This window comes from Pseudomonas sp. UV AK001, assembly GCF_046097675.1.
In the GTDB taxonomy this organism is placed as follows: domain Bacteria; phylum Pseudomonadota; class Gammaproteobacteria; order Pseudomonadales; family Pseudomonadaceae; genus Aquipseudomonas; species Aquipseudomonas kribbensis.
In genome coordinates this window covers 228,114-244,133 of sequence record NZ_JBJUVZ010000008.1, presented here as the reverse complement: position 1 = coordinate 244,133, position 16,020 = coordinate 228,114, and the positions used below count along the sequence as shown (strand labels likewise).

18 protein-coding genes and 2 pseudogenes are annotated in these 16,020 nt (G+C 56.8%); 6 read left to right on the top strand and 14 right to left on the bottom strand.

Annotation, left to right across the window (positions count from 1 at the left end; translation table 11 throughout):
- Window positions 1-8 precede the first annotated feature (8 nt).
- A complete protein-coding gene (locus tag ACKLNA_RS21715) occupies window positions 9-221 on the top strand; it encodes a hypothetical protein (protein WP_085712027.1) in 213 nt (70 codons plus the stop codon).
- A 36-nt stretch (window positions 222-257) separates the two neighbouring features.
- Here the strand turns inward: ACKLNA_RS21715 and ACKLNA_RS21710 are convergent, their stop codons facing one another.
- From ACKLNA_RS21710 to ACKLNA_RS21675, 8 genes are all read right to left on the bottom strand, one after another.
- Window positions 258-1,286, bottom strand: coding sequence for a nucleoside hydrolase (locus ACKLNA_RS21710; protein WP_408987044.1), 1,029 nt, complete (start codon window positions 1,284-1,286; stop codon window positions 258-260).
- A gap of 46 nt (window positions 1,287-1,332) precedes the next feature.
- On the bottom strand, window positions 1,333-1,737 hold the full coding sequence (gene rbsD, locus ACKLNA_RS21705; protein WP_408987043.1) for a D-ribose pyranase: 405 nt from the start codon (window positions 1,735-1,737) through the stop codon (window positions 1,333-1,335).
- Window positions 1,734-2,651 carry a ribokinase gene (gene rbsK / locus ACKLNA_RS21700; protein ID WP_408987042.1) on the bottom strand — a complete coding sequence of 306 codons (918 nt, stop codon included), beginning with the start codon at window positions 2,649-2,651 and terminating at the stop codon, window positions 1,734-1,736. The genes rbsD and rbsK overlap by 4 nt, the downstream gene beginning before the upstream one ends.
- A gap of 24 nt (window positions 2,652-2,675) precedes the next feature.
- A complete protein-coding gene (locus tag ACKLNA_RS21695; RefSeq protein ID WP_408987041.1) occupies window positions 2,676-3,695 on the bottom strand; it encodes a LacI family DNA-binding transcriptional regulator in 1,020 nt (339 codons plus the stop codon).
- Window positions 3,696-3,698: 3 nt separating this feature from the next.
- Window positions 3,699-4,676, bottom strand: coding sequence for an ABC transporter permease (locus ACKLNA_RS21690; RefSeq protein WP_102621547.1), 978 nt, complete (start codon window positions 4,674-4,676; stop codon window positions 3,699-3,701).
- The gene (locus ACKLNA_RS21685) at window positions 4,673-6,226 is read right to left on the bottom strand and encodes a sugar ABC transporter ATP-binding protein (RefSeq protein ID WP_085732496.1); all 1,554 of its coding nucleotides are present in this window, start codon (window positions 6,224-6,226) and stop codon (window positions 4,673-4,675) included. Before ACKLNA_RS21685 ends, ACKLNA_RS21690 begins: the two co-directional genes overlap by 4 nt.
- Window positions 6,227-6,282: 56 nt before the next feature.
- The gene (locus ACKLNA_RS21680; protein WP_085712021.1) at window positions 6,283-7,242 is read right to left on the bottom strand and encodes a sugar ABC transporter substrate-binding protein; all 960 of its coding nucleotides are present in this window, start codon (window positions 7,240-7,242) and stop codon (window positions 6,283-6,285) included.
- A 201-nt stretch (window positions 7,243-7,443) separates the two neighbouring features.
- The gene (locus tag ACKLNA_RS21675) at window positions 7,444-7,893 is read right to left on the bottom strand and encodes a hypothetical protein (RefSeq protein ID WP_085712020.1); all 450 of its coding nucleotides are present in this window, start codon (window positions 7,891-7,893) and stop codon (window positions 7,444-7,446) included.
- Between the two features lie 338 nt (window positions 7,894-8,231).
- Between ACKLNA_RS21675 and ACKLNA_RS21670 the strand changes: the two genes are divergently transcribed.
- From ACKLNA_RS21670 to ACKLNA_RS21660, 3 genes are all read left to right on the top strand, one after another.
- On the top strand, window positions 8,232-9,320 hold the full coding sequence (locus tag ACKLNA_RS21670) for an asparaginase (RefSeq protein WP_408987040.1): 1,089 nt from the start codon (window positions 8,232-8,234) through the stop codon (window positions 9,318-9,320).
- A gap of 179 nt (window positions 9,321-9,499) precedes the next feature.
- A complete protein-coding gene (locus tag ACKLNA_RS21665; protein WP_119427440.1) occupies window positions 9,500-9,790 on the top strand; it encodes a DUF1654 domain-containing protein in 291 nt (96 codons plus the stop codon).
- 4 nt (window positions 9,791-9,794) lie between these two features.
- Window positions 9,795-10,484 (top strand): endonuclease, encoded by a 690-nt coding sequence (locus ACKLNA_RS21660; protein ID WP_085712017.1) that lies wholly within the window; start codon window positions 9,795-9,797, stop codon window positions 10,482-10,484.
- 54 nt (window positions 10,485-10,538) lie between these two features.
- Here the strand turns inward: ACKLNA_RS21660 and ACKLNA_RS21655 are convergent, their stop codons facing one another.
- Together ACKLNA_RS21655 and ACKLNA_RS21650 are read right to left on the bottom strand one after the other, a co-directional pair.
- A complete protein-coding gene (locus ACKLNA_RS21655) occupies window positions 10,539-11,450 on the bottom strand; it encodes a siderophore-interacting protein (RefSeq protein WP_408987039.1) in 912 nt (303 codons plus the stop codon).
- An 87-nt stretch (window positions 11,451-11,537) separates the two neighbouring features.
- Complete coding sequence (locus tag ACKLNA_RS21650; protein WP_408987038.1) at window positions 11,538-11,906, bottom strand: SPOR domain-containing protein; 369 nt, start codon at window positions 11,904-11,906, stop codon at window positions 11,538-11,540.
- Window positions 11,907-12,156: 250 nt separating this feature from the next.
- Between ACKLNA_RS21650 and csrA the strand changes: the two genes are divergently transcribed.
- On the top strand, window positions 12,157-12,351 hold the full coding sequence (csrA, locus tag ACKLNA_RS21645) for a carbon storage regulator CsrA (protein ID WP_003179932.1): 195 nt from the start codon (window positions 12,157-12,159) through the stop codon (window positions 12,349-12,351).
- A 214-nt stretch (window positions 12,352-12,565) separates the two neighbouring features.
- Here csrA and ACKLNA_RS21640 read toward each other — a convergent pair whose 3' ends face one another.
- From ACKLNA_RS21640 to ACKLNA_RS21625, 4 genes and pseudogenes are all read right to left on the bottom strand, one after another.
- The gene (locus ACKLNA_RS21640; RefSeq protein WP_408987037.1) at window positions 12,566-13,021 is read right to left on the bottom strand and encodes a DUF2214 family protein; all 456 of its coding nucleotides are present in this window, start codon (window positions 13,019-13,021) and stop codon (window positions 12,566-12,568) included.
- A gap of 350 nt (window positions 13,022-13,371) precedes the next feature.
- A complete protein-coding gene (locus ACKLNA_RS21635; RefSeq protein WP_408987036.1) occupies window positions 13,372-13,839 on the bottom strand; it encodes a GNAT family N-acetyltransferase in 468 nt (155 codons plus the stop codon).
- A 281-nt stretch (window positions 13,840-14,120) separates the two neighbouring features.
- Window positions 14,121-14,261 (bottom strand): annotated as a pseudogene (locus tag ACKLNA_RS21630) (lysis protein); the annotation flags it as partial.
- Between the two features lie 55 nt (window positions 14,262-14,316).
- A pseudogene (locus tag ACKLNA_RS21625) lies at window positions 14,317-14,747 on the bottom strand (glycoside hydrolase family 19 protein); the annotation flags it as partial.
- Between the two features lie 58 nt (window positions 14,748-14,805).
- On the opposite strand from ACKLNA_RS21625, the gene ACKLNA_RS21620 reads away from it, so the two are divergent.
- Entirely contained in the window at window positions 14,806-15,825 is a 1,020-nt protein-coding gene (locus tag ACKLNA_RS21620; RefSeq protein ID WP_408987035.1) for an acyltransferase family protein, read from the top strand.
- Window positions 15,826-16,020 lie beyond the last annotated feature (195 nt).

Below are 16,020 nucleotides of genomic sequence, written 5' to 3'. Positions count from 1 at the left end.
AGCCCATCATGACGACCGTAAGCATCTCAGCCGACATCAAGGCCCACTGGCCACAAGGCCATAGTTCTTACAGTCCGGGCAGCCCGGAGGAACTGGCATTGATCAGCATCGACCTGCTGGTCAAGACGCTGGGAACACAAGCCGCGCAATCATTTATTGCCCAGCTGTTCGAGAAGTATCCGGATGACTTCAAAGGCACATCGGACATCGAGAAAGAATAAAAAAGGCCCGCAGGCTGGCACCTGCGGGCCTGTTGCTTACTTCAGACGCTTCAGGCGTTCGGTCAACAGATCGAAGAAGCCCTGAGCATCACCGTTTTCCACCCAGAAGGCATTTTTCGGGGCTTTCAGGCCGTCATACCAGTCGACGATGGTCTGCCCGAAGGTCGGACCTTCACGGCTATCAACCACCACGTTCACCGAACGGCCGGTGAACAGTTCTGGTTTGAGCAGGTAAGCCACGACCGTGGCGTCATGCACCGGACCACCCGGAATGCCGTAGTGCTCCATATCGCCCTTGATGTACTCGTTGAGGATGTCGCCGACAATCTTGCTCGCATTGTTGTTCAGCGCCGCGATCTGCTTCAGGCGTGCATCGCTGGTGAGAATCTTGTGGGTTACATCCAGCGGCAGGTAAGTCAGTTTCACGCCGCTCTTGAGCACGACTTCAGCCGCTTGCGGATCGGCGTACAGGTTGAATTCGGCCACTGGTGTGATGTTGCCGCCGTTGAAGTGCGCGCCACCCATGATGACCACTTCCTTGATGCCCTGAACGATCTCCGGCTCCTGGATCAGCGCCAGTGCCAGGTTGGTTTGCGGCCCAAGCATGGCAATGGTGATGCTGTGCGGCTTGGCTTTTTTCAGAGTGTCGATCAGATAGTTGACCGCATTGCCTTCAGCCAGGCCTTTTTTCGGCTCATGCACGGTGACACCCGACAGGCCTTCCTTGCCATGGATGTTCTCGGCGTAGATCGGAGTGCGCATCAACGGTTTTGGCGCGCCGGCGTAGACCGGTACCTCTTCACGCCCGGCCCACTCGCGGGCCAGTCGCGCATTGCGTGATGTCTTGTCGAGACGCACGTTGCCAGCCACGGTGGTCAGCGCGCGAATGCTCAGTTCCTCCGGCGATGCCAGAGCAAACAACAGGGCCACCACATCATCGGCACCCGGATCGGTATCGATGATCAGATCGATCTTTTCCGCCGCCTGGGCGCCGGTCGCGGTTATCACGGACAAAAGCAGCAGGCTCCGGATCAGTTGGTGAATTTTTTGAGCATAGCGGTGCATGGCGCATTCCTTGTGCATTTGAAATCAGAAAAGGGACTGAGCCCCGTTAAAACGTTACCCCGGCCACCAGCACGATGTTGCAGTACGGCTGACATTCGCCTGTACGAACAATCGCTCGCGCCTGTCGGCTGAGAGCCTTGAATTGCTCATGACTGAGCAGATCGCGTCGCCCCAGTGCACCTTCCTCATTCAATGCATCCAGCGAAGCCAGCGCAGTGGGTTGCTTGTCGAAGATTTCCTGGGCGAGCACATGACTTTCCACCTGCATTTCGCTGAGCACGATCTTCAGGGTGCTGACAAAATCCGGAACACCGTGGGTCAGCGCGAGGTCGATCAACTCGACACCCGGTGGCACAGGCAAGCCGGCATCACCGATCACGACGATGTCGCCATGACCAAGAGAGGCAATCAGCCGAGACAGCGCGATGTTGAGCAATGGAGTCTTTTTCATGCGGATTTGAACGCCTGTACGTCGGATGATGTGGGAATGGACGGCTGGGCACCCGCACGAGTAACAGACAGCGCCGCGGCTATCTGACCAAAACGAATGGCCTCGACTTCGGTTTTGCCGGCGGCCAGCGCTGCCGCGAAACCGCCGACGAAGGTATCCCCGGCAGCCGTGGTATCGACCGCTTTCACTTTGGGCGCAGGGAAATGCTGGTAACCCGAGCCGTTGGCGAACAATGCACCCTGAGCACCCAGCGTGACGATCACGTTGCCAGCGCCCATGGAAATCAGTCGTGCAGCCGCTTTTTCAGCGCTTTCCAGCGAGTCCACCGGCAAACCGCTGAGGGCTGCGGCTTCGCTTTCATTGGGAATCAGGTAGTCGATGGAAGCAAACCAGTCCGCAGGCAATGGACGGCTGGCCGGGGCCGGATTCAGGATGACCGTCTTGCCCAGTTCACGACCGCGTTTGAGCGCATGGCCGACAGTGGCATCGGGAATTTCCAACTGACAAATGATCACATCCGCCGCCTGCAATACCGCGTCGAACCGGTCGATCACCGCAGGCGTCATCGAACCGTTGGCTCCGGCAACGATGACGATAGCGTTCTGACTGTTGTCATCGACCACAATCAGCGCTACGCCACTGGAGTCCTCGACCACGCTGACCGCCTGACAATCGATCTGCTCTGCCAGCAATGCCTCGCGCAATTGCACGCCATAGTCATCATTGCCGACACAACCGACCATCGACACTTGCGCGCCCAACCGGGCGGCGGCCACCGCCTGATTGGCACCCTTGCCACCGGATACGGTGGCAAACGAATGACCGATCAGTGTCTCGCCCCCCCGGGGCAAACGAGGTGCCCGGGTGACCAGGTCCATGTTCAGACTGCCTATTACCACTACATTTGCAGGCATACATCACTACTCATCAATTCGGTTTCAGCGATATTCGGTAAACACGCCAGCCAGCGGCGCAGTCGACTCTCGCAAGACAATACTCGGGGTCACGATCCGCTGATCCGTATCCAGATCCGGGGTAGCAATTCTTCGCAGCAACACTTCCGCCGCCATCTCGCCCAACTGCAGGATCGACTGCCCCACAGTGGTCAGCGCCGGGTACACGTAACGGCTCATCTGGATATCGTCGAAACCGATCACCGACAACTGCGCAGGTACGCGCACATTGCGCTCGGCGGCGGCGCGCAGCACACCGATGCCGATCATGTCGTTGCCGGCAAAGATTGCACTGGGGGGATTTCCCTCCAGCAAAACCGCAGCCGCGTTGTAACCGCCAGTACTGGTGAAATCGCTTTCCAGCATCCGCGATGGCGGTACTTCAATACCTGCCTCTTTCAAGGCGCGGCAAAATCCTGCCTGACGCATTTGCGCAACACTGGTGCTCGCCGGACCGCCAATCGTGGCGATATCGCGATGGCCGAGTTCGATCAGGTGCCTCGTTGCCAGATAGGCGCCATATTCATGGTCGATGCGCACAAGATCGGCATCCACACCTTCCAGCCCCCGGTCAACGATCACCATCGGCGTCTTGACTCCGGCCAGACCTTGCACCAGACCACTGTCACCGCCAGCGGAGGCGACGATCAAGCCATCGATGCGTTTCTCCAGCAGCACCCGAAGGTAGCTGCGCTGCTTTTCCGGATTGTCGTCGGAGTTGCAGAGGATTACGCAGTAGCCATTGCGCTCACAGTAATCCTCGATCCCCCGGGCCAGTTCGGCAAAGTACGGGTTAAGACTGTTGGGCACCAGCAAGCCGATGGTGGCAGTGGTCTTGGCCTTCAGCGATCGGGCAACGGCACTCGGCACGTAGTCGAGGCTCTTGATTGCCGCCTCGACTTTCAGCCGCACTTCCTGGCTCACCGGCCGGGTGTTGTTCACAACATGGGAGACGGTCGTGTAGGAAATTCCCGCAAGCGCCGCCACATCCTTGATTGTCGCCATGTCTCAGCCCCGCCGGCTTGCGCGTTGGCTGCGATACGTATCGAGCACTACCGCGATGACGATCACTGCGCCGGTGATGATGCGCTTGGTCGGCTCCGTTGCGCCGATCTGCGCCAGACCGGCCGCCAGGACGGAGATGATCAAGACCCCGAAGAATGTACTGATGACCGAACCACGACCGCCCATCAGGCTGGTGCCGCCGATAACCACCGCAGCGATCACTTGCAGCTCAAGGCCTGAACCGGCATTCGGGTCGGCCGCTTCCAGGCGGGAAATCTGGAACAGCGCCGCAATACCGGCCAGCAGCCCCATCAGACTGAACACAAGAATCTTATAGGGCTTGGGATTGATTCCCGCCAGCCGCACTGCTTCCTCGTTGGTACCGATGCCGATCAGGTAGCGACCGAACACGGTCCGGGTCAACACAGCCTGAGCAACGAAGATCACCAGCAAGGCGATAATGAACGACGGCGAAATACCAAAAGCGATCGGGTTCGACAGCCAGGCGAACGAGTCACCAATGTAGGCTGTGCGCGAACCCGTCATTTGATAGGCCAGGCCCCTGGCCATTTCCAGCACACCAAGCGAAACGATGAACGACGGAATTCGCCACGCAACCGTGATCGAGCCAGTCACCGTACCGGCCAGTGCCGCCACTGCCATGCCAAGCAGCGCAGCCGGCAGGACACTCCAGCCCCAGCCCAGGATCGCCACGCTGACGGTCGACGCCGCAAGCGCCAGCACCGAGCCCACCGACAGGTCGATCCCGCCAATGATCAGCACGAAGGTCATGCCGACCGCCAACACCATCAGGTCGGGGATCTGGTTGGCCAGGGTGCTGAAAGTGTTGTACGACAGGAAGTGGCTGCTCATGACCGAGAACAGCGCAACCATCGCCAGCAGGGCACCGGCCAGGCCCAGGTAAGTGCCCAGACCGTAGAAGTTGCCACTACGTTTACCGGCAGAAGATGCAGTTTTCATGGGAGATCCCTAGGCGCTGCTTCGTTGAGCAACGCATCACGTTTTTGGTAGCCGGCGAACGCGGCGGCAAGCAAGTCATCCTGGGTCCAGCTGTCACGCTCGAACGTGTCGATCAGACGCCCCGCCGACAGCACCCCGATGCGGTCGCAGATCAGCATCAGCTCGCGCAGGTCGCTGGAGACCACCACCAGCGCCTTGCCCTGCCGGGTCAGCTCACCGAGCAGGTTATAAATGTCGAACTTGGCACCGACGTCGATACCACGAGTGGGCTCATCGAACAGCAACACCGAACAGTCGCGCTCCAGCCAGCGGCCGATCACCACCTTCTGCTGGTTGCCGCCGGACAATTCGGACACCAGCTGAGTCGGGCTCGAACTGCGGATGCGCATGGCATCGATCTGCCGCTTGGCCAGGGAGATTTCATCACCATTGTTGACGAAACCACCGCTGGAGATCTCCGGCATATTGCCCAGAGCAATGTTGGCGCTGATCGACTGGCTCAGCAGCAGGCCCTCACCCTTTCGGTCTTCAGTGATCAGGGCGATGCCATTGCGCACAGCATCGACCGGCGAGCGGATACTCACCACTTGCGCCGGCGAACCGAGGGCAACGCTGCCGCTGTCGGCGAGATCGGCGCCGAAGATCAGGCGCAGCAGTTCCGTGCGCCCTGCCCCGATCAACCCGGAAATGCCAAAAATCTCACCGGCACGCACTTCAAAGGACACATCCCGCACTTTGTCGGAACGAGTGAGGCCTTTCACCGTCAACGCAGGAGCTCCGATATTTCGCGGGCCCATGTCCATGTGTTCGCCCAGCTCGCGGCCGACCATCAGGGTGACGAGTTGCTCGCTGTTGTAGTTGGCCATCGGTTCGACGCAAACAAGATTGCCGTCACGCAGCACGGCAATGCGCTGTGCGACTCGGGCCAGCTCTTCGAGACGGTGGGAGATATAAATGATCGCAACGCCGCGCGCCTGCAGCCGGGTGATCTGCTCGAAGAGCATTTCGACTTCGCGAGCGGTGAGCATCGCGGTCGGCTCGTCGAGAATCAACACATGGCAATCGCCGATCAGGTTACGCGCGATCTCGACCATTTGCTGGTGACCGATACCCAGCTCGCCAACCAGCGTGTCGGGATCGATGGCATCCAGTCCGACCTGGGCCATGGCTTCGATGGCAGCCTTGCGCAGCTGTTTGCGACTGATCCAGCCACCGTTGCTTGGCAGGTTGTCGAGAAACAGGTTTTCCGCCACCGAAAGGGTCGGCAACAGATTGAGTTCTTGCATGACCATGCGCACGCCAAGCTCTTCGGCCTGGGTACGGCTGCCAGGGCGGTACTCCTTGCCCTGGAACTGCATCTGCCCGGTGGTCGGGGTCACCAGACCACCGATAATTTTCGACAGGGTACTTTTACCGGCACCATTCTCGCCGGTCAGTGCCAGCACTTCACCGCGCATCAGCGTCAAGTCGATGCCGGTGAGCACCGGCTGCGCATAGGTCTTACCGATACCGCTGACCGAGAGGACAGCGTTCGGGGCGGAAACTGACATAAAAAACTCTCCATGCGCTCGCCCGGACGGACGAGCGCCGTTGTGTCGCCGAAGGACTACTTCTTGGTGACCAGCTCGACCGGGGTTTCGATGACGCCGTTGGCGCCACTGTCGACTTTTTCGCCCTTGATGATTTTCAGCGCGGTCTCGATACCGAACACGGCCTGTTTGGCTGCGAACTGATCAGCCGTTGCGAGTACGCGGCCATCCTGCAGCATCGGCTTGATCGCATTGATGTTGTCGTAACCGACAACCTGTACCTGCCCGGCCTTGCCGGCCGCACGCACAGCGGAAACAGCGCCGACCGCCATGCTGTCGTTACCGGCCAGCAACGCCTTGACGTCCGGGTATTCGCTGAGAATCGAAGCGGCTACCTTGTTGCCCTTGTCGATTTCCCAATCGCCGGACTGCAGGGAAACCACTTTGATCTGCGCGGCTTCCATCGCATCCTTGAAGCCAGCGGTACGCTGCTGGGCGTTGGTCGTTGTGGAAACGCCTTCGATAATGCCGACTTCGTCACCGGCCTTCAGTTGCTTGGCCAGGTACTCGCCCACCAGACGTGCGCCCTTGCGGTTGTCCGGGCCTACGAAAGGTACGGAGATATTCTTGCTTTTGATGACGGCGGGATCGAGCTGGTTGTCGATGTTGATCACAGTGATGCCGGCGTCGACGGCTTTTTTGATCACCGGCACCATGGCCTTGGAGTCAGAAGGCGCAATGACCAGTGCATTGACCTTCGCCAGAATCATCTGCTCGACGATGCGGGTCTGGCCTGCTGTGTCGGTTTCGTCCTTGATCCCGTTGGAAATCAAGTCGAAATCGGCGGAATGTTCTTTCTGGTAAGCCTTGGCGCCGTCTTCCATGGTGAGGAAGAATTCGTTGGCCAAAGACTTCATGACCAGCGCGACCTTGGGTTTTTCGGGGGACTCGGCGAAAGCCGAAGAGACAGGCAGTGCGGCGGATGCGGCAGCCAGCATGGCGACAGCGAGAAGACGTCCAGCGAATGGCAGCTTCATGGGTTCACTCCGATCTTATGATTATTGTGAGCAACGCTTGCGCTGGCGTAAGCTTCGTCGGCATTTTCCAGACAACAGGGTCTCGGGAAAGCCGCGCAAACGTTTGCGTAGACCGAACTATGCGAATCCTGCCCACATTTGTCAACAATCAGAAATCGGTATTGATTGTAGGGCGAATCCGCAGGTTCGCCCCTTGAGTGCTCAAGCCGTAGTGTTGACCACGTTACCGGCGGAAGAACCCTTCGACATTTCCTTGACCAACGCGGCCGAGACTTCCAGCAGCGCGCCGCTGGTTTCGGCGATCTCGCCCTGAACGGCCATCACCGCCTGCGACTTCGCTTCCGGAGTCGGATAGCTCGCTGCTTGTGCCGCAGCCAGTCGTTGCTGCTGCTCCTGCAATTGCTTCTGTAATTCCTGCATCCGCTTCAGCAGCATCTTGACGGTGACACTCAGGTTATCGCCACCCCCTTCAGTCTTGCTGTCTTCTTGCGCGGGACCGCCGGTCCTGACCTGATTGCTCTCTGGTTTTTCTGCGCCCAGCGCTTCGGTAGAAGCGTCCGCTTGCGCATCACTCATCGCATTGATCGTAGCTGCGGTTTTGCCGCCGATGGTGACGGCACCGGGGTTGGAAAAACCGATCGTCAGTGACATGTGAACTCCCTCAATTCCAGTTTCCTTCAACACCCATCGGCCTGCGGGAAGCTTTCTTTAGCAGAGAATCCAAAACCTGCAATTTGATTCGTTCGACAACAGCAGTAGTCCCTTTCGGAGAGCCGAACACGAAAGAGGCCACCGTTCGGAATACCGGATAGGCGATTTTCGCCAATCAAAAAATTATTGATATAAATCATAAGGTTAAACATTTCCCTAGAGCAAAGTACGGCTGGTACAGATCCTGCTCCCTACCTGCACCCCTGGCATTCAGATCAGCCCGGGGCGCATCTAGATGAACCTGCATCAGCACCGTCTCACTACTAGAGAGAAAAATAATGAAATCTGCTTTCAAGACATTGGTTCCGGGCGCTTTGGCCCTAATGCTGCTACTACCTTCCGCCCTTCAGGCAAAAGAAGTCGAAACCCAGGCCAAACTGGCCAACGTGGTGGTGCTCGCTACGGGCGGCACCATTGCCGGCGCCGGCGCCAGTGCGGCCAACAGCGCTACCTATCAGGCCGCCAAGGTCGGTATCGAGCAATTGATCGCCGGCATTCCCGAGCTGAGCAAACTGGCGAATGTACGTGGCGAGCAAGTCATGCAGATCGCGTCGGAAAGCATCACCAATGAAAACCTGCTGCAACTGGGTCGCCGCGTCTCCGAGCTGGCCGACAGCAAAGACGTCGATGGCATCGTCATCACCCACGGCACCGACACCCTGGAAGAAACCGCTTACTTCCTGAACCTGGTGGAAAAAACCGACAAGCCGATCATCGTTGTCGGCTCGATGCGCCCAGGTACTGCCATGTCGGCGGACGGCATGCTCAACCTGTACAACGCCGTCGCCGTCGCCAGCAGCAAAGAGGCCCACGGCAAAGGTGTGCTGGTGACCATGAATGATGAAATCCAGTCCGGCCGCGATGTCAGCAAAATGATCAACATCAAGACCGAAGCGTTCAAGAGCCCATGGGGCCCGCTGGGCATGGTGGTCGAAGGCAAATCCTACTGGTTCCGCTTGCCAGCCAAGCGCCACACCATGGATTCGGAATTTGATATCAAGAACATCAAGAGCCTTCCTGACGTAGAAATCGCCTATTCCTACAGTAATGTCGGCGACACCGCCTACAAGGCCCTGGCCCAATCCGGCGCCAAAGCCATCATTCACGCCGGTACCGGCAATGGTTCGGTGTCTTCCCGTGTCGTCCCGGCCCTGCAAGCCCTGCGCAAGGATGGCGTCCAGATCATTCGCTCCTCCCACGTCAATGCCGGTGGCTTCGTTCTGCGCAACGCCGAACAGCCTGACGACAAGTACGACTGGGTCGTGGCTCATGACCTGAACCCGCAAAAGGCTCGCATCCTGGCGATGGTCGCCCTGACCAAAACCAACGACAGCAAAGAGCTGCAACGGATGTTCTGGGAGTACTGATTCATCCTCGCCCGGCCAGATCTCGGCCGGGCACCCGTCTCACCACTCGCCGTCCTGGCGGGTGGTGCAATTACCTACACCGCCCCTGCTTCTTTCCTGCACAAAAAATTCGGATGAGCCACATCAAAACCGGAAAACCGCTGTCAGAGGATTTTCTTGATTTTTAAGCAGTTGCGAAAATGCCTACAGTTAAATACTGTATGCACGTACAGCTTAATAAGGATAACCTCGTGGCCACTTCCTCTGATGCTCCCGATGCCTACGAACGCATGGGCATGCGTGTTCAAAAGATCATCAACTCCCCCACCGCACAAAAAGCCAAAGCCGCTCTGATCTTCCGTCTTCCGGATGAACCGATCGATGAATGGGAGCGCCTGCTGGAAGAGATCGACGAGAACGACAACGTCACCCTCGCCTATCGAGACGATGGTGGCGTGCAGATTTTCTGGGTTGTACCGAAGGAAGATTGACTCAATGATTGTCCGTTTTTTTGCTTTGCTTTTACTGTTCATTTCCCTGGGTGCCCAGGCTGGCGCGCCCCGCACATTCACCGAGGCCAAGAAGGTCGCCTGGAAGCTGTACGCCCCACAGTCCACCGAGTTTTATTGCGGGTGCAAATACACAGGCAACAAGGTCGACCTCGCCGCTTGCGGTTATGTACCGCGTAAAAATGCCAAGCGCGCCGCCCGCATTGAGTGGGAACACATTGTCCCGGCCTGGGAGTTCGGTCATCAGCGCCAGTGCTGGCAGGAAGGCGGACGCAAGAATTGCACGCGTTATGACCCGAGCTACCAGAAAGCCGAAGCCGACCTGCACAACCTGGTACCGAGCATCGGCGAGGTCAACGGTGATCGCAGCAACTTCAGCTATGGCTGGCTACCGGTCGAAAAGGGTCAATATGGCTCCTGCCTGACCCAGGTCGACTTCAAGGCGAAGAAGGTCATGCCCCGCCCTTCCATTCGCGGCATGATCGCCCGCACCTATTTCTACATGAGCAAGCAATACGGCTTGCGCCTGTCGAAGCAGGATCGCCAACTGTATGAAGCGTGGGACAAGACGTACCCGGTACAAGACTGGGAGCGTCAGCGCAATCAGAGCGTGGCTTGCGTGATGGGGCGCGGCAATGAATTTGTCGGGCCGGTGAACATGAAAGCCTGCGGCTGATCGACCGCGCAAAAGAACAGGCCTCGCGCATCAAGCTCGAGGCCTTTTTTGTGGTCAGCTGCCGGGCTTGTTGTAACGCCAGTAGCCCATCAGACTGAGTGATTCGCGAGGAATGCCGCGCTCTTTGATCAGGTATCTGCGCAAATTCATGACCGCAGCCGACTCACCGGCGATCCAGCCATAAAAACCGTCAGTAGCGGTTTCGGTGATTTCCCAGAGGATCTCCTGATCGATATCGACGTCAGCCAGTTCTACCGCTTGATTGATCGTCGATGCGTCGACAGGTAGCGCAGCCTTTCGCACTGCCTCCACCATCAAGGTCCCGGCAACCGCCGCTCCCGCTTGCTCTCGAATCAACCACTGTACCGACAGGCCGGGCCAGTCCGGGACTGCGAGCATGTCCTGCGCACTGTCGACCTCAAAGAACGCGTGGATCCGGGGTGGCTCTACCAGTGCGGCCAGCTCATCGAGTATCCCCATCGCGGCGGGCAATGCCGTTGAGTCGGCGACCAACAAGAGTTGCTGCAGTGTTTGCGGCGGCTTCCATTCAAAGCCACCCGCGTCCTCGGCCGAAAACCGGCTATCGGGCGCCAGAATCTGCATCGACTCGCCCGGCTGCGCTCGAAGAGCCCAGCGAGAAGCCGGCCCGGTTTCGCCATGCAGTACAAAATCGATGTCGACCTCTCCCCGATCGGCACGCAAGTGGCGAATGGTGTAGGTACGCATCGCCGGGCGCCGATCCGCCAGCATTGAGCGGAAACGAGCGTACCAACCCTCACCCTGAGACAGCCGGGCTGGCGAACCGTCCGCGGCCGGAAAAAACAGTTTGACGCGCTGATCAGGCGCCCAGGTTGCCATATCGGAAACAGCCGGGCTGGCAAAGGTAATCCGCATGAGGTGCGGACTGAGCTGATGCTTATGACGTAAAACAACGTCGAACAACTTGTAGGGACTGGCGGAGGCCATGCGGAGCTCCTTCTGAGAATCTTCGGTGACGCCTTTAAAAACGAATCACGCCGGATACCCTTTAGTCAGCTCCGCTGAAAGGAATGTTTACTTTGCTGCGGTGCGCTCGACCACCAGCGTCTCGATGTTCTGTTTTTTCGCCTTGACCAGTGCCGCATTCACATCGGCCTGTTTCGCTTCGGCTTCGGCTTTGGAGTTGAATGGCCCCAGCAGGATCCGGGTCTTTCCGCTGGCATCCTTGATGACATTGGCGATAAACGCATGCTCGATCAACCAGCCGCTCAGATCACTGACGGCTTGAGGTGTTTCGCCACGCACCTCCAGATCCCACTGCGGTCCGGACACGGCTGCCGGCGTTGCCACCGCTACCGATTTTGATTTTTGCGCATCCACGCTCTTGCCTTCACCACATCCCGCCAATGCCAGTGCTGCGACCAACCAGACCAATTTGCGCACAACGCTTCCCTCTGAATTCTCGAAAGGGGAATCTTAACATTCGTGAATACTTTCAGAGCCCAGCAAAATGGGCACAAAACTACGAGATTGATGATTGCCGCACCTGTATAGTTACGCGCTGGGAATTAATGCCACATCTGCGCGTCAGAAAGAGGCACCCAAACCGTGAGACTTCGCACTAATCTATACGTACCACCGACCTCTGCACTGTCTGAATCAGGTGCCCTACAAAGCAATCAAGGAGAAGACCATGCTGATACTCACCCGCAAAGTCGGTGAAAGCATAAACATTGGTGATGACATTACGATCACCATCCTCGGCGTAAGCGGCCAACAGGTCCGCATCGGCATCAACGCTCCAAAGAACGTTGCCGTACACCGCGAAGAGATTTACCAGCGCATCCAGGCTGGCCTGACCGCACCGGACAAGCCACAAACCCCCTGAGCCCTTTCGCAGTCAGTAGCCAGTCTGTTCACCCTCGCGTAATGACTGGCTAAAGATCCGAGCGCCGTATTGCCATCCCCCACCTCATTGGTGACGGCGCAGGCTATTTTCCTCCTGCTGCAACTCCCTCCCCCTTCCTCGCCACCGATACTAACCATCATTTCAATGGCTGGCTGTCGGACGTTTCCGAATCAAAGCCGGGAATTGCGCCTGCCTAGCCGAACGCCACCCCACGCGCCATCCCGGTGGCCGCTATCACCATCAGAACCAGCAACAACGCCTCAACATGACTGATTCGTGCAAACATCTTTGCTCGCCCTGTCTGGAGAGGATTTCCCCGCACCAGACCAATACGCCACTTGATCAATGTAATCATCGGCGCAAGCTCCAGCAGCAGAATCAGCACAAACAGCGTCATCTTCAAATGGAACAGCGGCTGATGCAGATAGTAATCGGTGCCCTTTTCGTAACCGCCAAAAGCTCGCATGCCACCCGTGACCAGCAGCACCAGCGCAGATACACCCCATAGATTGTCAGCGAGCAAAACCCGCCGAACCTCATCCGCTCCGGCCGCCAGGCGTCCGAAAGCCGTTCCGCGTGTCAGCACGGCCCAGAAACCCAGGGCGAAGGCCAGCAAGTGAACCGCAGCTAGAAACCAATGAACCAGCATTGATGAACTCCCCTCAGACTGAGATGACAATCGGCCAGACAGTAGTAGTCGAAAAAATATGGACTTGCCCGATGCCCACCTGAAAGGCAGCGCTGGCTGAGAACGTCGACGGGGCGAATGCGTGAGGAGAGGTAAATCGCAGGCAAAAAAAATCCCAAGCAGCTGATGGAAGCTTGGGATTTAAAAATGCATAAACCGTGGTGGTGAACGCGGGGCGAATATTACTGATTTCCTCAGTATGTAACAACGTATTTTTGATAACCGGCCAGTTAAAAAAAAATGTAACCCCTTAAATATCCACACTTTTTCAATGGACGCCAAGGCTTTCGGCGACGAACGGCGGCACGCGCTTAACTCAAGAACTTCACGAAAACGAGCTCAGGATCGCCCGGATCCAGATTCTCCACCATTCCGCTGTGTTGATAACCAAGACCCGAGAGAAGCTGTCGCATTGGCAAGTTGGACACGTTGGTCGAGGTAAAGATCTTTTCTGCCGAGGAGTAGCACTCCAAATAGCTCACGATTTGCCGGCCTGCACCGGAACGCCTGATTTCACTGGAGACGACCACAAGAGGAATAAGCCATTCCCCAAAAAAACTTCGATCCAGGCAACCGTAGCCGATAGGAGCAACAGGATCGTTCCTCTCGCAGACAACCCAGCACTCCCCTGCCTGGACAGCCCTCGCAATGCATTTTCGGCGGCTGCCATCTCCTCTAGCGACTGAACACCAATCCAAATTCCTACAGCTTGTCGCCTCAACCTCGCCAACGGGAAACGCCTCTATCACTGTACATCCAGACAGAACACAGTAAAGCATGCCCGTGGATCCCCTCTATATAGAACAAACCGACGACTGGCTCGACCGCCCTACGCCGCTCGAAACCTGCCGCCAGCAGCTCAGACTCTACGAAAATGAGTTCGAGGAATTGAACCGGCAGCTCCGCGAAGAGCGGGACGGGGAAATGGCGACGCTGCGAGAAAAAGCGGCAGAGACAGCATTGCTCCGCCGAGAGATGTCCAGCCTGCGGACGTCGGCGAATACGCATAAGAAGGAAGCGGCATGCTTGAGGGGCCGATGCCTCAGACGAAGACAAGCATTTAGCGCGCGGGGGCCAGTGCCTTCACGTAAGCTTGGCACGCCTGCAAAGCAATCAGTCCCCGATCACCTTCATCGGTGATGGCGACAATTCATTGAGTATGCGCTGGGTCAAGTCGGATGCGTACGACTGCATGATCCACGGCGCGTGTGCAGCCGCAGCTTCTCTGCCAACTGCTTGCCGTACCGCCAGTCCTGAAACCGCCAGGCGTCGGCCAGCGTGTTCAGGTCGTGCGTAGCCCACCACCAGGCCCGCGCTGTGGCTGCTCCAGCAGCACAGGCTGATTGATCAAGTCCAGGCCCAGCGCTTCGTCGCAATCGGCATAGCTCGAACGACCGGTGATCTGGATCAGGCCACGGCCGCAAAACTTCCGGCCGTCACCCGGCACGGTATTGCCCAGGTCTTTGCGGCCCTCATAGCCTCGCTGGGCATCGGTCCCCCCCCAGAACTCACGAACCCACGCAACTGGCCCGATTCATGGCCGGTCCGGGTAATGAATGCGGCAACACACTTCGCCCCCCACAATCTGGAAGCGCTGCATCGCAGTGTTGAGGGCAGGTACAAAAACGCCGGCTTTGGCGCCGGCGTTCGGTAGGATCTGTACCAACTGCAGCTCAGTAAGTGACATAGGTATCTCCTGGCACAAAAAAATCCACACGGGCGGGTTGAAAGGGACATCCAATAAGATGTCTAATCCGGAAAAAATGGAGATCACCTTGAAACATTATAATAATTTTGATTGGATGAGATTGCTTTTGGCGGTGCAGGTTGTTGCTATCCATAGTGGCTTATTTCCAACCGTTTTCATTAATCCTGTCCCAGGTTTTTTAGCAATTACCGGCTTCGTAGTAATGGGGAGCATTGAGAGAAACCCAATCAAGCAGTTCTTCATTAATCGCGCTCTTCGTGTTTTGCCAACACTCTTGGTTTCTTTCGTTGCGATATGGATAATTTTTGGCCACGCAGAGTCAATTAAAACCATTAAATACTGGTTATTCCCAGCAGGCGACATTCCTATCAACGCTGTCGTGTGGAGCCTTATATACGAAGAGTTCTTCTATGCCGTGACGGCGATTATTTTTGCATTCGGACTGTATAGATCCAACCGTACGGCAATAGTGCTCGCCATTGTTTTTGGTTTGACAGCTATGCTCTTCGCTTTCCCCCCCGGGATATTGCGGCCAGCTATTTTGCTCGGTGCAGCATTTTTCCTAGGAAACGTTGCATGGAAGTTTCAAGGCCTTATCCGACGAATACACCCGATCATTGCGACAGTATTCTTCGTTGTCATGCTTGCATTTGTTTTTACTTTGCCATACGAGCGCGTTGCCGATCCATACCGAGCTGGATGGGACTTGCTGTGCTTCGCAGCCATGCTGGTTTTCTGCATCGCCGGTCCACGCCTTCCAAGAGTTGCGATGGATCTGAGCTACTCACTTTATCTCACTCACTGCATCGTCAGAGCCTTTTTCATTGACACAATCCCGCTTGGATTCGACATGTTCTGGCGGTTGCTGTTGATCAGCCTGCCTATCTGCGTGGCGTCTTGGTACTTGATTGAAAGCCCTGCACTTTCACTCAAGAAAAAATTCCGCCGCGATCCTTTGGTAAATACTCACGAAAACAAACATGCAGATTTACCACTCACGCCGATGACAGATAAAGCGCCTCAAAAAGGCCTTGAAGTCCGGCGACAACACGATTAAATCCTGCGAATATAAAAGCCCGCACCCTGCGGGCTTTTATATGCAATAAACTGCCTGAAGTATGGTGTAGCTATATTTTAAAGAACTCCAAATAAGCATTTCTTAAACACAGCCAACTTTCGAAAATTAGGATTTCAATCCGCCACGAATCCTATCCAGGAAAACTTGGACAAACCACGTACAACAAGACAAAAC